Origin of the sequence: Sporosarcina sp. FSL K6-2383 (genome assembly GCF_038618305.1) — a bacterium.
Taxonomy (GTDB): domain Bacteria; phylum Bacillota; class Bacilli; order Bacillales_A; family Planococcaceae; genus Sporosarcina.
Window position 1 is genome coordinate 1,730,137 of the sequence record NZ_CP152017.1, and the last position, 15,016, is coordinate 1,745,152.

Genomic DNA, 15,016 nt, shown 5'->3' on the forward strand with positions numbered 1-15,016 from the left:
ATGATGTTTAGAATGGTTGATGTAATTGAAAAAAAACGGAATGGTGAAGTGCTGTCGAAGGAAGAAATCACATTTTTCGTCAATGGTTACACAGACGGGTCAATCCCGGATTATCAAGCTAGTGCTTTCTTGATGGCGATTTACTTCAAAGGGATGACAGCGGAAGAACAAGGTCACTTAACGATGGCAATGGTGGAATCGGGCGACCAAATCGATTTGTCTGCTATTGAAGGGATTAAAGTCGATAAGCACTCCACTGGAGGAGTTGGCGATACGACAACACTTATCCTCGTACCGCTTGTCGCTGCATGTGGTGTGCCAGTTGCAAAGATGAGTGGTCGTGGACTTGGACATACAGGTGGAACACTAGACAAGCTAGAGGCGATTGAGGGCTTTCACATCGAATTGACAGAAGAACAATTCGCTAAACAAGTGAATGACTTGAAATTAGCGGTTATCGGACAAAGTGGTAATTTGACGCCGGCAGATAAAAAGCTGTATGCCCTGCGAGATGTAACAGCAACTGTTGACAGCATTCCTTTGATTGCTAGTTCAATTATGAGTAAGAAAATTGCAGCGGGTGCAGATGCTATCGTACTGGATGTTAAAACAGGCGATGGGGCATTTATGAAAACCGAAGCAGATGCTAAGGCACTTGCCGAGTCGATGGTAGCGATAGGTAAGCAAGTTGGTAGACAGACGATGGCAGTCATTTCGGATATGAGTCAGCCGCTTGGTTTTGCGATTGGAAATGCGCTTGAAGTCATTGAAGCGATTGACACGCTAAAAGGGCAAGGACCGGATGATTTGACGGAACTTTGTTTTGTCCTTGGTAGCAAGATGATTGTGGCAGGTGGAAAAGCGGCTTCGATTGATGAAGCGCGTGACATGCTGAAGGCAGTTATCGCAGATGGCTCAGCACTTGAGTTATTCGGTAAGCTAATTGAAGCGCAAGGAGGCGATGCGGAGATTATTCATAATCCAGCATTGTTGCCGACAGCAACCTATCAGATTGAAGTACCAGCACCGACATCTGGCTATATTACGAAGATGGAAGCGGATGATATCGGGGTTGCAGCAATGCTTCTTGGGGCAGGACGAGCAACGAAGGAAGATGAAATCGACCTCGCTGTTGGAATTGTATTGCGTAAAAAAATTGGCGATGCTGTGCAACAAGGTGAACCGCTTGCTATCATTCATGCGAACACGCAGGACGTGGAACGTTCGATAGCTTTGATACAACAACATATTGTAATTGGTGAACAAGCAGTAGAAAGCCCGCGTCTCATTGGAGAAATGATCACGGGGTGAATTGAATAGTTATGAAGGGCTATCTTATTGACTGGAACTTTTCGGGTCAATTAAGGTAGCCTTTTTTGAGATTTTATCTAGGTGAGCTATTTGAGTATTGAGTAGAAAGAAGAATCTTCCTAACGACGCTTGGCGCTTGAGGATGCCTCCCGCGACCCCAGTTAGGCGCCTGCGCTGGAGATTGTGCGGAATTATTATTTTGATATATATGAGTCGATTTTATAAATAGAGTAAGTATAAAGTTCGGAAAAGGTTGATTTTCGCTTTTATTGTAAGTTAGTGCTAGACGACACACACAGAACGGTGTGGAAACTGAGTATCTAAATATTACTGATTCTATTAACTATATGAAACAAATTCATGTTTTCCTTGGTTTATTCAATCGTTGATATTAACGTGCTTTAGAACATCTATCCGAATGTTTTTTGCCTATTAAAATGGGAGAAAGCGGAGTGTGATAGTGCCTTATGTGTCATAAGGCGGATGATCTGTCGCATGCAGGTTATGCCATAGCGACAGGTTCAGCAAACGCATATATAGCAACTTTAAATCCTGCACTCTCTGCTTATCAGGAGGGTGTTTCTTTACGTCTGAAAATTAATGTTGCTAATACTGGTGCAGCTACAGTTAACGTGAATGAACTTGGTGCTAAGACGATTAAGAAACAAAATGGTAACGCCTTAACTGCCGGTACTCTCAAAGTAGGGTTGATATACACACTAGTTTACGATGGAGTGTCTTTTCTACAACAGGGTGAAGGGGGTGAGTATGGAAACGCTACAGCACCACAAGTCCTAGCGCCGAATACTATTGGTACAGATAACGGGGTAATACCCGGAACGATGCCGAATAGAGGGGCAGTCAACCAATCCTTAACGAGTCAAGGGCAGTCATATACCATTCCGCAAGGATATCATAGTGGTTCGGGAAAGGTTACTGCTACATATCCCGATAACGGAAAAGTAGCAGAAGTAAATGTACCATCCAATGCCATTGTTTATTATCCTCATCCTTGGACGGGTTACTACCCGGCACCGGGGAATGGGTACAAAGGATATACATTCACGGCTGTGATGATGTCGAAGCATTCTCCTGTTGGTGCGGCGTATTCGACGGTTAGAGTAACAGAACCTACCTTTAGCGCCCTTTCGGTAAATCAGCAGAACAAGTTTGAGGTTAAGCTGAAAGACGATAACATAGAACTACGTTGTATAGATGGTGATTTTGGAACGTTCTATCTAACTATGACAAGGAGGACTAACGTATGAATGTTGATGACTGGATTAGAACTCGTTTCTTTTTAGATAGAGATGAAGCTGAAATAATCATCCGGGAAAATGAATATATAGTAGGAGTATCAATTGTTGATTTCGTTAGTATGTTTGGAGATGCCATTCAACATGCACTTGATAATGATTTAAATGTTGTTCAGGCGATTAAGGATTCGGACGCTAATAATGAGTTAGGTTATAACGATTTACTATAACGACTCATGACCAGACGCAGCATAAGCTAGCGTTATTTTTTATGTTGTTTTATAAGTATCTTCTATGCTTCAGCCTGGAGTTAAGGAGATTTTTTATGATAGTAGTCTTAGATTTTTGGTTGATGGTAATTGACGTAAAGTAATTAATAATATAAAGAAAAGAGAAATGATTTGTCCCCCTTTTTATGATATGATTACTTTCAAAAAGGGTGGCGAAAAAATGACAATAGAACTTAATAAATATGAAGATAGAGTGATTGTATTTATTGATATTTTAGGCTTTACAGAGCATATAAAACTTACGAAAAATGATCCTGCATATTTTAATAAAATGAAAAGGGTTTTTAATTATTTATATGATTATCAAAAAGACAATCTAGATGGTGTACTTGCTCAAAAAGAAATCGGTAAAGAAGTTACCGTCTTTTCAGATTCGATAGTTATATCATACCCTACTAAACTTGAGGGGGCGGTATTTTACTTGTTAATGGATGTTGTTCACTTGCAGTTAGATATGTTAGCAGAAGGTGTGTTATTTAGGGGAGGGTTTACTGTAGGTGAGTTATGTCATAATGATAGTATTGTTTTTGGACCTGCGATGATTGAGGCGTATGAATTAGAAAGTAAAGTTGCAGTCTACCCAAGAGTTATTGTTAGTGATAAAGTTTTCAATACGGCTATTCAAAATGGTGTAAATCCCCCCGACCAAGAGCTTGAATATATCTTGAATTTGCTAAATCAAGATTTTGATGAACAGTTTTACGTTGACTTTTTGAGCCAATGGCAAGAAATTGATGATAATAGCAAATATTTTGATTCTCTATCTGCCATTAAAGTGGTTATAGAAAATGCGATAATAGCGTATGAATCAAAGCCTAATGTTCAAGTAAAGTATCAGTGGTTAAAAAGATACTATAATTCAACGCTCGACAAGATACAAAGTCAATATACAGAAAACTTATATATCGAATAGAGATTATAAGGACCATTATGTGTCGTACAGGAAAGGAAGGATTCCTTCCTTCTTCTTTATTTTTAGCGGGTTCTATAAGAAAGTGACGCTTCGTAAAATAAAAAAAGAAAAGACCATAGTAAAAGCCACAGCCGCCAAAATTGGATCTTTGGTGGCTTTTAACTATGGAAAAAGTCTTCTATTCCCTCGTCCCCAAAAGCATTGGCACTTCGTGTATCTGCGTTTTTGGAGAGCGATGGATGAACTTCCACCATACGATTACCGAAAAGAATGTATAGGGATGCGGCGAAGTCGCATCCCTATACATAAAGAGTACGATTATTGTATAGAAGTCATTCAATCCAGAGTGAACCAAAAGCGATTGAATATAAAGCACCTGTTATTCGCCTAAGTTATTTTTGGTTAATCAACAGACGTGCATTAAAGAATATTTAAATATTTAGAGACTAAGCATTCTTAATCGAGGATGCTTGATTGTATAGATTCACTTGATTTACTTTCCTGGTGACTTGTTAAACTTCCTCTTTCTTCATAATCTCTAATGCGGAGCACTGTTAGTAAGGTGATGTGTAGTGTAGTGCTCAGTTACTGCCACAATTCGAAGTGCACGACTGGCATCGTTTGTATTTTTTCAAGGACTGGATGGTCTGCTGTTTTGAAGACTTGAGGACGCCTTGGCTTTTGTAAAACTTATTTCGTTTGAATAGCATAATCACCCTTCGCTGATACTAAGTATAAGTAATCGTACGTATTGTACGGTTTGTACAACCATGCTAAGATAGGGGGGAGAGAGGGGTGAAACTTATGCTATTAGCAGAAAAATCGAGTGATGTCCGTCAGGAATGGTCTAAATTCGTTGATGAGGTTATTCATAAGTCTCCTAAGTTTGTCCAACGTAATGAACGAGATGTATTTGTGTCTATGAATTTAGAATATATGTCGGTGATAATGGATAGCATTCGCTATTCAGTAGAGGTTGAATATGATGGGGAGTCAGAAGAGTATATAGCAACAATGAATGATTTTTGGTTTGTTGAAGCGGGCAAGACAGAGGAAATTGCTGTTCAGAAGTTAGCAGATCAGCTGTTGGATTTTGCTGCAGATTATTACAAGGATTTAAATATGTATCAACCAACGAAGAATTTCAAAAAGCAATTTCCCCTTGTACTCAAAGCCTTGATTACCGATGATGCTAAAAGGATTATAGACGCTTTCGATGTCAAATACGTCCGATCATAAAAGATTTTGCGAGCGCGATGGTTGGGAGCTATACAAACAAACCGATCATTACTTTTTTAGAAAGCGTCGTGCAGACGGAACATATAAAGTCACAAAGGTGTCAATGGGACGGGGAGAATACGGCAAGGCTTTTTGGAGAGAGATATTAAAGCGACAACTAGAATGTGATCAGGAGTATTTCAATAGCAAGATCTAAGAAGAGGCGGAGCAGTTGACCGTCTCTTTTTGTATGGATTCATTTGACCTTCTTTCCTAATTACTAATTACACTTCCGCTTTTTGATAATCACCAGCGAAGGCGCCTTAACGGGGGTAGCCGAAGCCCTAAGACTAGCGGCGAAGCTGCTTGGCTTAGGGTGGGAGGCATCCCTGGCGCCGGAGCGTACTCAATGGCATTTTTTATTTTAACATCGACCACATCCATGTCTAAATCCTATCTAACATGTGCATACTTTCTATAGTTAAGGGCATTGTCGAAAAGCAGGAACCTTTCACTATCTATGACTAGTTTTGTCAGCTAAGAGGTTTCCCTCTCTCCGATGTGGAATAATCCGCAGTAAGGAGGGGGTTCAGCATGGCTGACATCAAAATACTAGACAATGGCATCTTAATTGTGACACTACGTGGGGAATTGGATAATCATCAGGCCAATCAAATCCGAACGCATATTTCCACATCTATTTTTACGGGACAAGTGCGAGCAATCATTTGGGATTTAGAAGGACTTGGCTTTATGGATAGTGCGGGAATCGGGCTCATCCTTGGTAGGATGCGAGATTTAGTGCCGTCAAATGGGGAGACGCTTATCTTGAATCCTGCATCGACTATGGAAAAGATTTTTAACTTTTCCGGTCTTGGGTCAACTATCAGGCATTGTACGGTCGATCAAGCGATCGGGGAAATTGGAGGGGTTTTACATGAACAATGAAATGACGTTATCATTCGTCGCAATTGAAGAAAATGAAGCTCTGGCAAGGATGGCGATGACCTGTTTCATCACACCCCTTGACCCGACAATCGAAGAGATTTCAGAGTTTAAGACAATTGTTTCAGAAGCTGTTACGAATGCAATCATTCATGGCTATGAGACGGATGGTACAAGTCTAGTTACACTTCACGCCGTTATTCAAGACAACAAAGTAACAATGACGGTACGTGATGAAGGGATGGGGATTTTTGACGTAGGGCAGGCGATGGAACCAATGTTTACCACGCGACCTTTTATGGAACGTTCAGGTATGGGATTTACGATTATGGAAAGCTTTTCTGACAGTCTATCTGTTGAGTCTGTTGTAGGAAGTGGAACTGTTGTCAAGTTCGAAAAAACGTTTTCTCCGGTCACGGAAGTAAGCAGAATGAGGTGACCTATGGACGCATCTGTTGAAGTGCAACCCGCTTTGTTGACGCAGGAGAAGATGAGGGAACTGATTCAAATTTCACAAGAAGGCGATAAGGAAGCAAGAAGGATGATGGTCGAGGGTAATACAAGACTGGTCTGGTCCATTGTTCAACGGTTTGCTTCACGTGGCGCTGACCCGGAAGATTTATTCCAAATTGGTTGTATAGGGTTGATGAAATCGATTGATAAATTCGACCTTTCTTACGAGGTAAAGTTTTCTACGTATGCTGTGCCGATGATTGTCGGAGAAATCCAACGTTTTTTAAGAGATGACGGGATGGTAAAGGTGAGCCGTTCTATTCGTGAGCTAAGTTTTAAAATCCGTCATGCAACAGATGATTATATTAAAAAACACGGAAAATCACCGTCTATTTCAGAAGTTGCAGCGGTTTTGGAAGTGTCAGTGGATGATATTATTTTGGCATCGGATGCCTTGCGTGACCCCGCCTCCCTTCATGAGCAATTGTATGAAAGTGAAGGAGATAGTCTGACACTGATGGACCAGCTACGAGATGACCGGTCCGAAAGGGTATTTGATCATATTCCCCTGCGGGATGTCGTTTCGAAATTAAATAAACGCGATCAGACCATTATTTATATGCGCTATTATTTGGACTGTACGCAAAGTGATATTGCAGAACGAATTGGCATATCGCAAGTGCAAGTGTCAAGGCTTGAAAAGAAAATTTTAGCGCAACTCAAATCATGGATGGGTGTTAACGCTGAGGCATAATTGAAAAAAGTGAGGACGGATTGAATCCATGAAAAAGTTATTTCGGTCGATGAATGAAGGAGAAGAGTGGTTCTCCGCTTGTTTTGGAAGAGACGAGACGTTTGATGCGACGGCTAGGTCTTTGCATCTTTGGGACATGCCTGCACTGTTACTGTACATTAATGGGCTAGTAGATGGCGCTACAATCACGACTCTACTAACGGAAATGCAAGGGAATACGGAAAGGCCAGAAATGAAGGGAGATGGAACAGATCAGTTCCTCTCCTTTTTCCCATACCATGCGATATCCAACATCAAGGACAAAGATGAATTATTGACATCGATTCTCAGTGGTCAAGCAGCATTTATAACGCCTGAAGGCTATGCGTTTACGATTGATATTAGGTCTTATCCAGGCAGGGAACCAGCAGAACCGGACAATGAAAAGGTCGTAAGAGGACCAAGAGACGGTTTTACGGAAAATCTTATTCAAAATACAGCGCTTGTTCGGAGGCGTTTACGGACTGAAGATTTACGCTTTGAAATGCATAAAGTGACGGTAAACGGCAAGACGGATATCGCCATTACTTATATGAAAGGGGCTGCAAGTGAAAAGCATCTCACCTATATACGAGATAGACTCGATGAAATCAAGCATGATGGGCTAACGATGACTGATAAATCACTAGAAGAATTTCTGTTCAAACAGCGTTTTCATCCGATGCCGTTTGTCCGTTTCACGGAGCGACCCGATATATGTGCGGCGCATTTATTGGAAGGGCACATCGCTATAATCGTTGATACGTCACCTTCTGTTATCCTTGTGCCAGCTCCGATTTTCCATCATCTACAACATGCCGAGGAATATCGTCAAGCACCACTTTTAGGGACGTTCGTTCGTCTACTGCGTTTTTGGGGAGCTGCGATGAGCCTTGTTCTATTGCCATTTTGGTATTTAGTTTCCACAAAACAAGAATATTTACCGGCTTTTCTTAGTTATATAGGACCAAAGGATATAGGAGAAATTCCGTTGGTTTTACAGTTGATTGGCGCAGATATTGGCATTGAAGTACTTCGAATGGCGGCCATTCATACACCGACGCCGATGTCGACAGCAATGGGGCTTGTCGCCGCTATCGTCATTGGACAAGTGGCCATTGACGTCGGTTTATTCACCCCGGAGGTGGTACTGTACGTGGCAGTTAGTGCTATTTTCACATTTGCCATTCCTTCTTATGAATTAAGTATTACGATTAAGATTTTCAGAATTTGCATATTGCTGTCAACAGCAATACTTGGAGCGCCAGGATTTTTCTTATCGATAGCTGTTCTTTTTTACTATCTATGTTCATTGAAACCGATGGGTGTCCCTTATTTATGGCCTGCGGTTCCGTTTTTTCCACATGCAATGCTTCGTGTTTTAATCAGATTTCCGATGACTGCGGATGAACCCCGACCGTTTATTACCGACTCGCCGGACAGGGATCGTGTCTGATAGGTGATTGCCACTACCCACTCTGTTATGATAAAGTTTTAGTTATATGATTTGGGAGGGGAAGGCAACATGCATTTGTACGGAACACAATCAGTCAATCAGCAAGACCATCTAACAATTGGTGGCGTCGATACAATTGATCTTGCACATACGTATGGTACACCACTCGTCGTCTATGATACCGCTCTGTTCCGTGAACGAGCGCTGGCCTTCAAAGAAACTTTTAAAAATGTAGGCATCCGTGCACAGGTTGCCTATGCGAGTAAAGCATTCTCGTCGATTGCTATATACGAAGTGGCTAAGCAAGAAGGGCTTTCACTTGACGTTGTTTCTGGAGGAGAGCTGTTTACGGCTATCGCAGCAGACTTTCCGCGGGAGAAAATTCATTTCCACGGTAATAATAAAAGCTATACGGAATTACAATATGCTTTCGATGAAAAAATAGGCTGCATCGTCATTGATAATTTTTCTGAAATTGCGTTGGTGAAAGAAATCGCGGAATCGCGCAGAGAACACATGAATGTACTCATTCGGGTAACGCCAGGTGTTGAAGCACACACGCATGATTATATTACGACGGGGCAGGAAGATTCGAAGTTTGGCTTTGATTTGAAAAATGGTCAGGCGGATGAGGCATTCCTTCATTTGCATGATCATCCCTATATTCAATTACTTGGTATGCATTGCCATATTGGTTCTCAAATATTTGAAACGGACGCTTTCCGTTTTGCGGCAGAAGTATTGATGGACAAGATGATTGCTTGGCGAGATGAGCATAACTTCATCTGTACTGTACTGAATTTGGGCGGAGGGTTTGGTATCCGTTATACGGAAGAAGACACGCCACTTGTGCCTTCTGCTTACATCGAGGAAATGGCGACAATTGTCCTATCGATGACGCGCAGTCATAGCTATCCTGTGCCAGAAATTTGGATTGAGCCAGGTAGATCATTGGTTGGAGATGCGGGTACATCACTTTACACGGCTGGTAGTACAAAAGAAGTGCCGGGTATCCGGACGTACATAGCGGTGGATGGTGGTATGTCAGATAATATCCGACCGGCATTGTATGGTGCGAAGTATACGGCTGCTTCAGCGAATCGAATGAGTATTGCGCATGACAAAAAAGTAACAATCGCAGGGAAATGCTGCGAATCAGGGGATAAACTCATTGAAGAAGCTTATCTTGCCGATCCGTCTGAAGGGGATGTCATCGCTATTTTTTGTACGGGTGCATACGGCTATTCGATGGCGAGTAATTATAATCGACTGCCAAAGCCCGCCATTGTCTTCTGTGAAAACGGAGAACATCAGCTAGTTGTCCGGAGAGAGACCTATGAAGATGTCGTAAGATTAGACATCCCACTACAAATGGTTAGACGGGAGGAAAAGATTTGAAAAGACGTAACATCCTCCTTCTCGCAATTATTGTAGTTGCGGCAATTACATGGGGAGCTGTATACTGGTACTTTGTCATGCCGATTATCGACCCTCGTTAACGGATCATAAATGGACGAGTGATAAAGGATTCTCAGAAAAGAAGGGATTCAATTGATGCTTTTGCGTTATAAGAAAACGTATGAAAAAATTGCGATGGGGCTACTATCTTATATGCCCGGCGATAAAACTGCGAAGAAGTTACAGGAAACGATTCACCAATACGAAACAAACGATAGTTGGCAACTCTATTTATTTAAAAAAGAGGATGATATTATCGGTCTGATTGGCGTGGAATTAGCCGATGAAGACTACACGTTATACCATATTTCAGTCAACCCATCCTTTCGGGGAGAAGGGGTTGGAAAGGAAATGGTAGCGAAAGTGCAGGCGCTTTTCCCGGACAAAGAATGTAAAAGTACGGAAGAAACCGATTTGTTCATAAAGAAGTGTCAAGTAAAAGGAGAAGGAGCAGATTAATGTCTGCCCTTCTTCTTTTCGTCACGCTCACGAAGAATATCACTACGATCTCTTCGCATATGCTTATGAATGACCGCTTCGCTGCCAAATGGGAGTAGCATCATAGATTGCTGAGCTAGCTCGATTTTTGCTTGTAGAGCAGGCGATATGATTGCCAATGGAAAGGATTCAAAAGGGTATTCTTTTTCAACCCGCTCGACGCTATCGTTAACATGGATAATGAGCTGCTGAAAGTCGATTTCACTTTTGTCAGAGGTAGAAAAAGTAGGTAACCTTTTCGCAACCTTATGCAATGTACGCGATGCACCCGCAAAATTATTACGACGCCAATGGTACATGCCTGTCGCGAGAAGTATATAAGTTGCCAGCGGATGTTCTTTATCACTTAAAGGAATCGACTTCCAATATTCCTCCAACACTTCGTGACATTCAAAATAGTCTTGATTGTTATTAAAATAAACAATAAACTGAACGAATAACGGATGATGATACAAATGCATGAAATCAGTCCTTTCTTAATAGAAAAATAGTAGGTAGGTGTTACGCAGTATGTCGTATAAAGTAAAACTAGAAGCTTTTGAAGGCCCACTAGATCTATTATTGCATTTAATCAACAGACTTGAAATTGATATATACGATATTCCGATGGCCGAACTGACAGCGCAGTACATAGAACATCTTTACGCCATGCGTGTATTACAGTTGGATGAACTAAGTGAATACTTGGTCCTTGCTGCAACATTAATAGAAATTAAGAGCAAAATGCTACTCCCTGTTCATGAAGGGGAGGAGTTCGACGAAGGTATGGATTTCGAGTTGGAGGAAGATCCACGGGATGAGCTTGTTGCACGCCTTATTGAATATAGGAAGTATAAAGAAGCGGCTGTCAGTTTGAAGGAATCTGCGGATGAAAGATCCGATTATTTTACAAAGTCACCTGAAGATTTGACTGAGTTTGGTGAAGTAACCTTAAGTAGCAACGAAGAAAATATGAATGTTTTTGATTTGATCGGCGCATTCCAAAAGATGCTCGACAGAAATCGACTGAAAGCACCGATGACTGCAAGTATAACAAAAATGGAAGTATCTATTAGTGAAAAAATGGATACGATTATGGCCATACTAGAAAGAGGCGGCGGAAAATGTGGTTTCTACTCGCTATTTGACAAAGGTAATACTCCAGATCTTGTCGTTACGTTTTTATCGTTGTTAGAATTGATGAAACGTCGGGATATTACTGTGGTGCAGCAAGGAAATTTTGATGAACTGACAGTAGCATTCCGGCGGGAGGATGAGTGAAATGGATAAGAAGGAACGTTTGTCAGGCATGATTGAAAGTTTTTTATTCCTTGTGGGGGATGAAGGACTGACGGTGAAACAATTAGCCGTTCTCACTGAACGACAAGAAGCCGAAGTAAACACTGCGATTGAATGGTTACGGTTGAGCTATGAACAGCGCAATGAAAGTGGCATTACGGTGAAGCTTTTAGGAGGTGCTTATCGTCTAGTAACGAAGGCAGAATTTGCGGAGGATATTAAACGGTTACTTGAAAATCCGACACCAAAGTCGATGACACAAGCCTCTTTGGAAGTGTTGGCGATTATTGCTTATAGACAGCCGGTAACGCGGATAGAAATTGATGATTTGCGTGGTGTGAAATCAGAAGGCCCCATTAGTACACTTATTGCGAAGGGGTTGATTATGGAGAAAGGTCGTTCGGAAGGCAGTGGTCGAGCGATTCTTTACGGTACGACAGATTTGTTTTTAGATCGCTTTGGCTTGGAATCGCTTCAGGAGTTACCACCACTCCAGCAGGAGGAAGACAGCGCAACGGGAGATACTGATTTGTTTATGACTAAATTCCAAGAAGCATTTGCCATGGAAGATGACTAAAAAGGGAATCTCTTAAGGAGGAAGCGCATGTTGAAACGGACGATGATTATTGTCCTTTTTTTCTCATTATTTCTTAGCGCTGTACCGAAAGAAGCGGCAGCAACAGGTAGCGCATGGGCAGTTATTGATGCAGACACGGGTCGATTATTGGAAGGTTACAATGAAAACGTTCGGTTACCAATCGCTAGCTTGACGAAAATTTGGACCGCTTTGACATTTATCGAGAGTGGAAGCTCGTTCGGAGATGTTACGATTTCTCCACAAGCTTCATCAGCCGAAGGGTCATCCATTTACTTGAAGCAGGGCATGCACATAGACGCTGAGACATTGTTATATGGCTTAATGCTAAGATCTGGTAATGATGCAGCTCATGCGTTGTCGGAACAGGCAGGTGGCTCGCTAGAAGGTTTTGTGGACTTGATGAATGATAAGGCGTTAGTATACGGTCTAAAACGAACTGTCTTCACAAATCCGTCTGGCTTACATGATGACCACCATTTGTCTACAGCATATGAAACGGCGCTCATGCTACGCTATGCGATGGACAATGACAAATTTCGTGAAATAGCGATGACTAAAAACCATCGTTACGAAGGTGAAGATCAAATATATAGCTGGCGCAACAAACATCGTCTTCTCCACTCTGAGTCAACTGCGATTGCTGGCAAAACAGGTTTTACGAAAACGGCAGGTCGGACGCTGGCAACATACTTTGAAAAGGATGGAAAAAATATCATCGTCGTAACACTCAATCATAGTGATGATTGGAATACACATAAAAACTTGGCGGATAAAGTATTTTCAAGTTACAAATTAACAACCGTAGCGAAAAAGGGGACATATGCTATCCTGCCAGGGGTTGAAATGGAATTGAAAAATTCAATCCGACTATTACTCAAAAAAGGGGAGAAGGCTAAGTTGCAAAATATTGTCCGAATTCCAAAGGGGAAAAGTGAAAAAAGTACAGGGCTTTGGACAGTTTTATTTGACAATGAGCCCCTCATTGCAAGCGAAATAATTATTAAACAATAGAGTCAATTTCATAATGGCCTATTGAATATGTGTCGTTTTTGAGAAGACTGCCGCTATATAGGACAGTCTTCTTTTAATTTGACGCAAAGTGTGACATAATTTTTGCAGAATGAAGAACGAGGTGTCTAGATGGAAAGATTACAAAAAGTATTGGCGCAAGCGGGTGTAGCATCACGGAGAAAGTCCGAAACACTCATTGTAGAAGGTAAAGTGAAAGTAAACGGTGTTGTCGTAACGGAGCTTGGAACAAAAGTTTCAAATTCAGATCGAGTAGAAGTGGAAGGCATTCAGCTTGTTAAAGAGAATTATGTCTATTATCTTTTATATAAACCGAGATCAGTTATTTCGACTGTCAATGATGATAAGGGAAGAAAAACGGTACTGGACCTGTTTCCTCTTGTTGAAGAAAGGGTATTTCCAGTTGGGCGGCTTGACTACGACACATCAGGAATTATTCTGATGACGAATGATGGTGATTTTTCTTACTTAATGACGCATCCTAAATTTGGCATTAAGAAGAAATATGTCGCTAAGGTGAAAGGTATTCCAGACCGTGAATCCTTACGGAAACTAGAACGTGGGATTGACTTGGACGACGGTAAAACGGCCCCGGCGCATGTGAAGATGCAAACAGTCGATAAAAAAGCAGGAACTGCATTGATTGAAATTACAATTCATGAAGGTCGGAATCGTCAAGTGCGTCGCATGTTCGACGCTATCGGTTGTCCGGTGTTGAAACTCCGTAGGGAATCATTTGGTAATTTGACGACCCATGGTTTGAATGCAGGAGAAGCACGTGAGCTAACGAAGCATGAAGTGAAACAGCTTCGTGTCCTTGCTGAAACGGGAAAAATCGGTTAATCGCCGTAGGCTTGATATAATGAGTGAGGAGGCAGTTCAATGCCTTCTTGTTGGATCAAACGTTCACAATCCTTTCATTTATGAAGAGCATCTACAGAAATCCATTTGTTATAATGGAGCGTAGAGGTGTAATTGATGGCGTTAGGAGGAAATGAGTTTGGCAAAAGTAGATAAGAAGAAAAGCCGTCTTATTATAAGGACAATTGTCCTGTTACTGCTTGTAGCAGCAGTCGGTTATACTATCACTTCGAAAGATAAAGTAAAAGTGTTAGCGGTTGGTGACAAAGCACCTAATTTTGAACTTGTGGATTTGGATGGCAATAAACATCGCCTATCCGATTATAAAGGACAAGGTGTGTTCTTGAACTTTTGGGGAACTTGGTGTGGTCCATGTAAAAAAGAAATGCCGCATATGGAAAGTCAGCACGTTGCTTTTGAAGGGAAGGGTGTTCAAATACTTGCCGTCAATATCGCAGAGCCAACGTTGAAGGTAGAAGCATTCAGAGATCAATATGGTCTAACGTTTCCTATCGCGATTGATAAAGATAAAAGTGTTAAAGAGGCCTATAATATCGTACCACTCCCCACGACTTTTCTGATTAATGAAGAGGGGAAAATCGAAAAAATTATTACAAGCGAAATGACTGAGGCTGAAATTATTTCCTATTTGGAAAGTATTCAACCATAAGTAAGGAGTA

17 protein-coding genes are annotated in these 15,016 nt (G+C 41.5%); 16 read left to right on the forward strand and 1 reads right to left on the reverse strand.

Annotation, left to right across the window (positions count from 1 at the left end; translation table 11 throughout):
- Nucleotides 1-3: 3 nt before the first annotated feature.
- From MKZ10_RS08605 to MKZ10_RS08655, 11 genes are all read left to right on the forward strand, one after another.
- Nucleotides 4-1,311 carry a pyrimidine-nucleoside phosphorylase gene (locus tag MKZ10_RS08605; RefSeq protein ID WP_342510108.1) on the forward strand — a complete coding sequence of 436 codons (1,308 nt, stop codon included), beginning with the start codon at nucleotides 4-6 and terminating at the stop codon, nucleotides 1,309-1,311.
- Between the two features lie 467 nt (nucleotides 1,312-1,778).
- Complete coding sequence (locus MKZ10_RS08610) at nucleotides 1,779-2,579, forward strand: hypothetical protein (RefSeq protein WP_342509760.1); 801 nt, start codon at nucleotides 1,779-1,781, stop codon at nucleotides 2,577-2,579.
- Nucleotides 2,576-2,797, forward strand: a complete 222-nt coding sequence (locus MKZ10_RS08615; protein ID WP_342509762.1) for a hypothetical protein — start codon at nucleotides 2,576-2,578, stop codon at nucleotides 2,795-2,797. The genes MKZ10_RS08610 and MKZ10_RS08615 overlap by 4 nt, the downstream gene beginning before the upstream one ends.
- A gap of 220 nt (nucleotides 2,798-3,017) precedes the next feature.
- A complete protein-coding gene (locus tag MKZ10_RS08620; protein WP_342509764.1) occupies nucleotides 3,018-3,770 on the forward strand; it encodes a hypothetical protein in 753 nt (250 codons plus the stop codon).
- Nucleotides 3,771-4,574: 804 nt separating this feature from the next.
- Entirely contained in the window at nucleotides 4,575-5,009 is a 435-nt protein-coding gene (locus MKZ10_RS08625) for a hypothetical protein (protein WP_342510110.1), read from the forward strand.
- A 573-nt stretch (nucleotides 5,010-5,582) separates the two neighbouring features.
- On the forward strand, nucleotides 5,583-5,936 hold the full coding sequence (locus MKZ10_RS08630; protein WP_342509766.1) for an anti-sigma factor antagonist: 354 nt from the start codon (nucleotides 5,583-5,585) through the stop codon (nucleotides 5,934-5,936).
- Nucleotides 5,926-6,372: an anti-sigma F factor gene (gene spoIIAB, locus MKZ10_RS08635; RefSeq protein WP_342509768.1), complete on the forward strand. Its 447-nt coding sequence runs from the start codon at nucleotides 5,926-5,928 to the stop codon at nucleotides 6,370-6,372. The genes MKZ10_RS08630 and spoIIAB overlap by 11 nt, the downstream gene beginning before the upstream one ends.
- A 3-nt stretch (nucleotides 6,373-6,375) precedes the next feature.
- Complete coding sequence (locus MKZ10_RS08640; RefSeq protein WP_342509772.1) at nucleotides 6,376-7,140, forward strand: SigF/SigG family RNA polymerase sporulation sigma factor; 765 nt, start codon at nucleotides 6,376-6,378, stop codon at nucleotides 7,138-7,140.
- Between the two features lie 28 nt (nucleotides 7,141-7,168).
- Nucleotides 7,169-8,614 carry a spore germination protein gene (locus MKZ10_RS08645; protein ID WP_342509774.1) on the forward strand — a complete coding sequence of 482 codons (1,446 nt, stop codon included), beginning with the start codon at nucleotides 7,169-7,171 and terminating at the stop codon, nucleotides 8,612-8,614.
- 69 nt (nucleotides 8,615-8,683) lie between these two features.
- Nucleotides 8,684-10,012 carry a diaminopimelate decarboxylase gene (gene lysA, locus MKZ10_RS08650; protein WP_342509776.1) on the forward strand — a complete coding sequence of 443 codons (1,329 nt, stop codon included), beginning with the start codon at nucleotides 8,684-8,686 and terminating at the stop codon, nucleotides 10,010-10,012.
- A gap of 156 nt (nucleotides 10,013-10,168) precedes the next feature.
- Nucleotides 10,169-10,531 (forward strand): GNAT family N-acetyltransferase, encoded by a 363-nt coding sequence (locus tag MKZ10_RS08655; protein WP_342509778.1) that lies wholly within the window; start codon nucleotides 10,169-10,171, stop codon nucleotides 10,529-10,531.
- Here MKZ10_RS08655 and MKZ10_RS08660 read toward each other — a convergent pair.
- The gene (locus tag MKZ10_RS08660; RefSeq protein ID WP_342509780.1) at nucleotides 10,528-11,031 is read right to left on the reverse strand and encodes a DUF309 domain-containing protein; all 504 of its coding nucleotides are present in this window, start codon (nucleotides 11,029-11,031) and stop codon (nucleotides 10,528-10,530) included. The two genes, MKZ10_RS08655 and MKZ10_RS08660, sit on opposite strands and share 4 nt — an antisense overlap.
- Nucleotides 11,032-11,080: 49 nt before the next feature.
- Between MKZ10_RS08660 and MKZ10_RS08665 the strand changes: the two genes are divergently transcribed.
- From MKZ10_RS08665 to resA, 5 genes are all read left to right on the forward strand, one after another.
- Nucleotides 11,081-11,830, forward strand: a complete 750-nt coding sequence (locus MKZ10_RS08665; RefSeq protein ID WP_342509782.1) for a segregation/condensation protein A — start codon at nucleotides 11,081-11,083, stop codon at nucleotides 11,828-11,830.
- 1 nt (nucleotide 11,831) lies between these two features.
- Entirely contained in the window at nucleotides 11,832-12,425 is a 594-nt protein-coding gene (gene scpB / locus MKZ10_RS08670) for an SMC-Scp complex subunit ScpB (protein ID WP_342509784.1), read from the forward strand.
- A gap of 27 nt (nucleotides 12,426-12,452) precedes the next feature.
- On the forward strand, nucleotides 12,453-13,457 hold the full coding sequence (locus MKZ10_RS08675) for a D-alanyl-D-alanine carboxypeptidase (RefSeq protein ID WP_342509786.1): 1,005 nt from the start codon (nucleotides 12,453-12,455) through the stop codon (nucleotides 13,455-13,457).
- A 129-nt stretch (nucleotides 13,458-13,586) separates the two neighbouring features.
- The gene (locus tag MKZ10_RS08680; protein WP_342509788.1) at nucleotides 13,587-14,318 is read left to right on the forward strand and encodes a pseudouridine synthase; all 732 of its coding nucleotides are present in this window, start codon (nucleotides 13,587-13,589) and stop codon (nucleotides 14,316-14,318) included.
- Between the two features lie 151 nt (nucleotides 14,319-14,469).
- Nucleotides 14,470-15,006: a thiol-disulfide oxidoreductase ResA gene (gene resA, locus MKZ10_RS08685; protein ID WP_342509790.1), complete on the forward strand. Its 537-nt coding sequence runs from the start codon at nucleotides 14,470-14,472 to the stop codon at nucleotides 15,004-15,006.
- The last annotated feature ends 10 nt before the right edge of the window (nucleotides 15,007-15,016 follow it).

What these genes read in the sequence shown, in the direction of transcription:
- MKZ10_RS08630 (WP_342509766.1), top strand. Translation starts at nt 5,583, where the DNA reads ATGGCTGACATCAAAATACTAGACAATGGCATCTTAATTGTGACACTA.
- MKZ10_RS08680 (WP_342509788.1), top strand. Translation starts at nt 13,587, where the DNA reads ATGGAAAGATTACAAAAAGTATTGGCGCAAGCGGGTGTAGCATCACGG.
- MKZ10_RS08640 (WP_342509772.1), top strand. Translation starts at nt 6,376, where the DNA reads ATGGACGCATCTGTTGAAGTGCAACCCGCTTTGTTGACGCAGGAGAAG.
- MKZ10_RS08665 (WP_342509782.1), top strand. Translation starts at nt 11,081, where the DNA reads ATGTCGTATAAAGTAAAACTAGAAGCTTTTGAAGGCCCACTAGATCTA.
- MKZ10_RS08675 (WP_342509786.1), top strand. Translation starts at nt 12,453, where the DNA reads ATGTTGAAACGGACGATGATTATTGTCCTTTTTTTCTCATTATTTCTT.
- MKZ10_RS08615 (WP_342509762.1), top strand. Translation starts at nt 2,576, where the DNA reads ATGAATGTTGATGACTGGATTAGAACTCGTTTCTTTTTAGATAGAGAT.
- MKZ10_RS08605 (WP_342510108.1), top strand. Translation starts at nt 4, where the DNA reads ATGTTTAGAATGGTTGATGTAATTGAAAAAAAACGGAATGGTGAAGTG.
- MKZ10_RS08620 (WP_342509764.1), top strand. Translation starts at nt 3,018, where the DNA reads ATGACAATAGAACTTAATAAATATGAAGATAGAGTGATTGTATTTATT.
- MKZ10_RS08655 (WP_342509778.1), top strand. Translation starts at nt 10,169, where the DNA reads ATGCTTTTGCGTTATAAGAAAACGTATGAAAAAATTGCGATGGGGCTA.
- MKZ10_RS08625 (WP_342510110.1), top strand. Translation starts at nt 4,575, where the DNA reads ATGCTATTAGCAGAAAAATCGAGTGATGTCCGTCAGGAATGGTCTAAA.
- scpB (WP_342509784.1), top strand. Translation starts at nt 11,832, where the DNA reads ATGGATAAGAAGGAACGTTTGTCAGGCATGATTGAAAGTTTTTTATTC.
- MKZ10_RS08610 (WP_342509760.1), top strand. Translation starts at nt 1,779, where the DNA reads ATGTGTCATAAGGCGGATGATCTGTCGCATGCAGGTTATGCCATAGCG.
- MKZ10_RS08645 (WP_342509774.1), top strand. Translation starts at nt 7,169, where the DNA reads ATGAAAAAGTTATTTCGGTCGATGAATGAAGGAGAAGAGTGGTTCTCC.
- spoIIAB (WP_342509768.1), top strand. Translation starts at nt 5,926, where the DNA reads ATGAACAATGAAATGACGTTATCATTCGTCGCAATTGAAGAAAATGAA.
- resA (WP_342509790.1), top strand. Translation starts at nt 14,470, where the DNA reads ATGAGTTTGGCAAAAGTAGATAAGAAGAAAAGCCGTCTTATTATAAGG.
- lysA (WP_342509776.1), top strand. Translation starts at nt 8,684, where the DNA reads ATGCATTTGTACGGAACACAATCAGTCAATCAGCAAGACCATCTAACA.
- MKZ10_RS08660 (WP_342509780.1), bottom strand. Translation starts at nt 11,031, where the DNA reads ATGCATTTGTATCATCATCCGTTATTCGTTCAGTTTATTGTTTATTTT.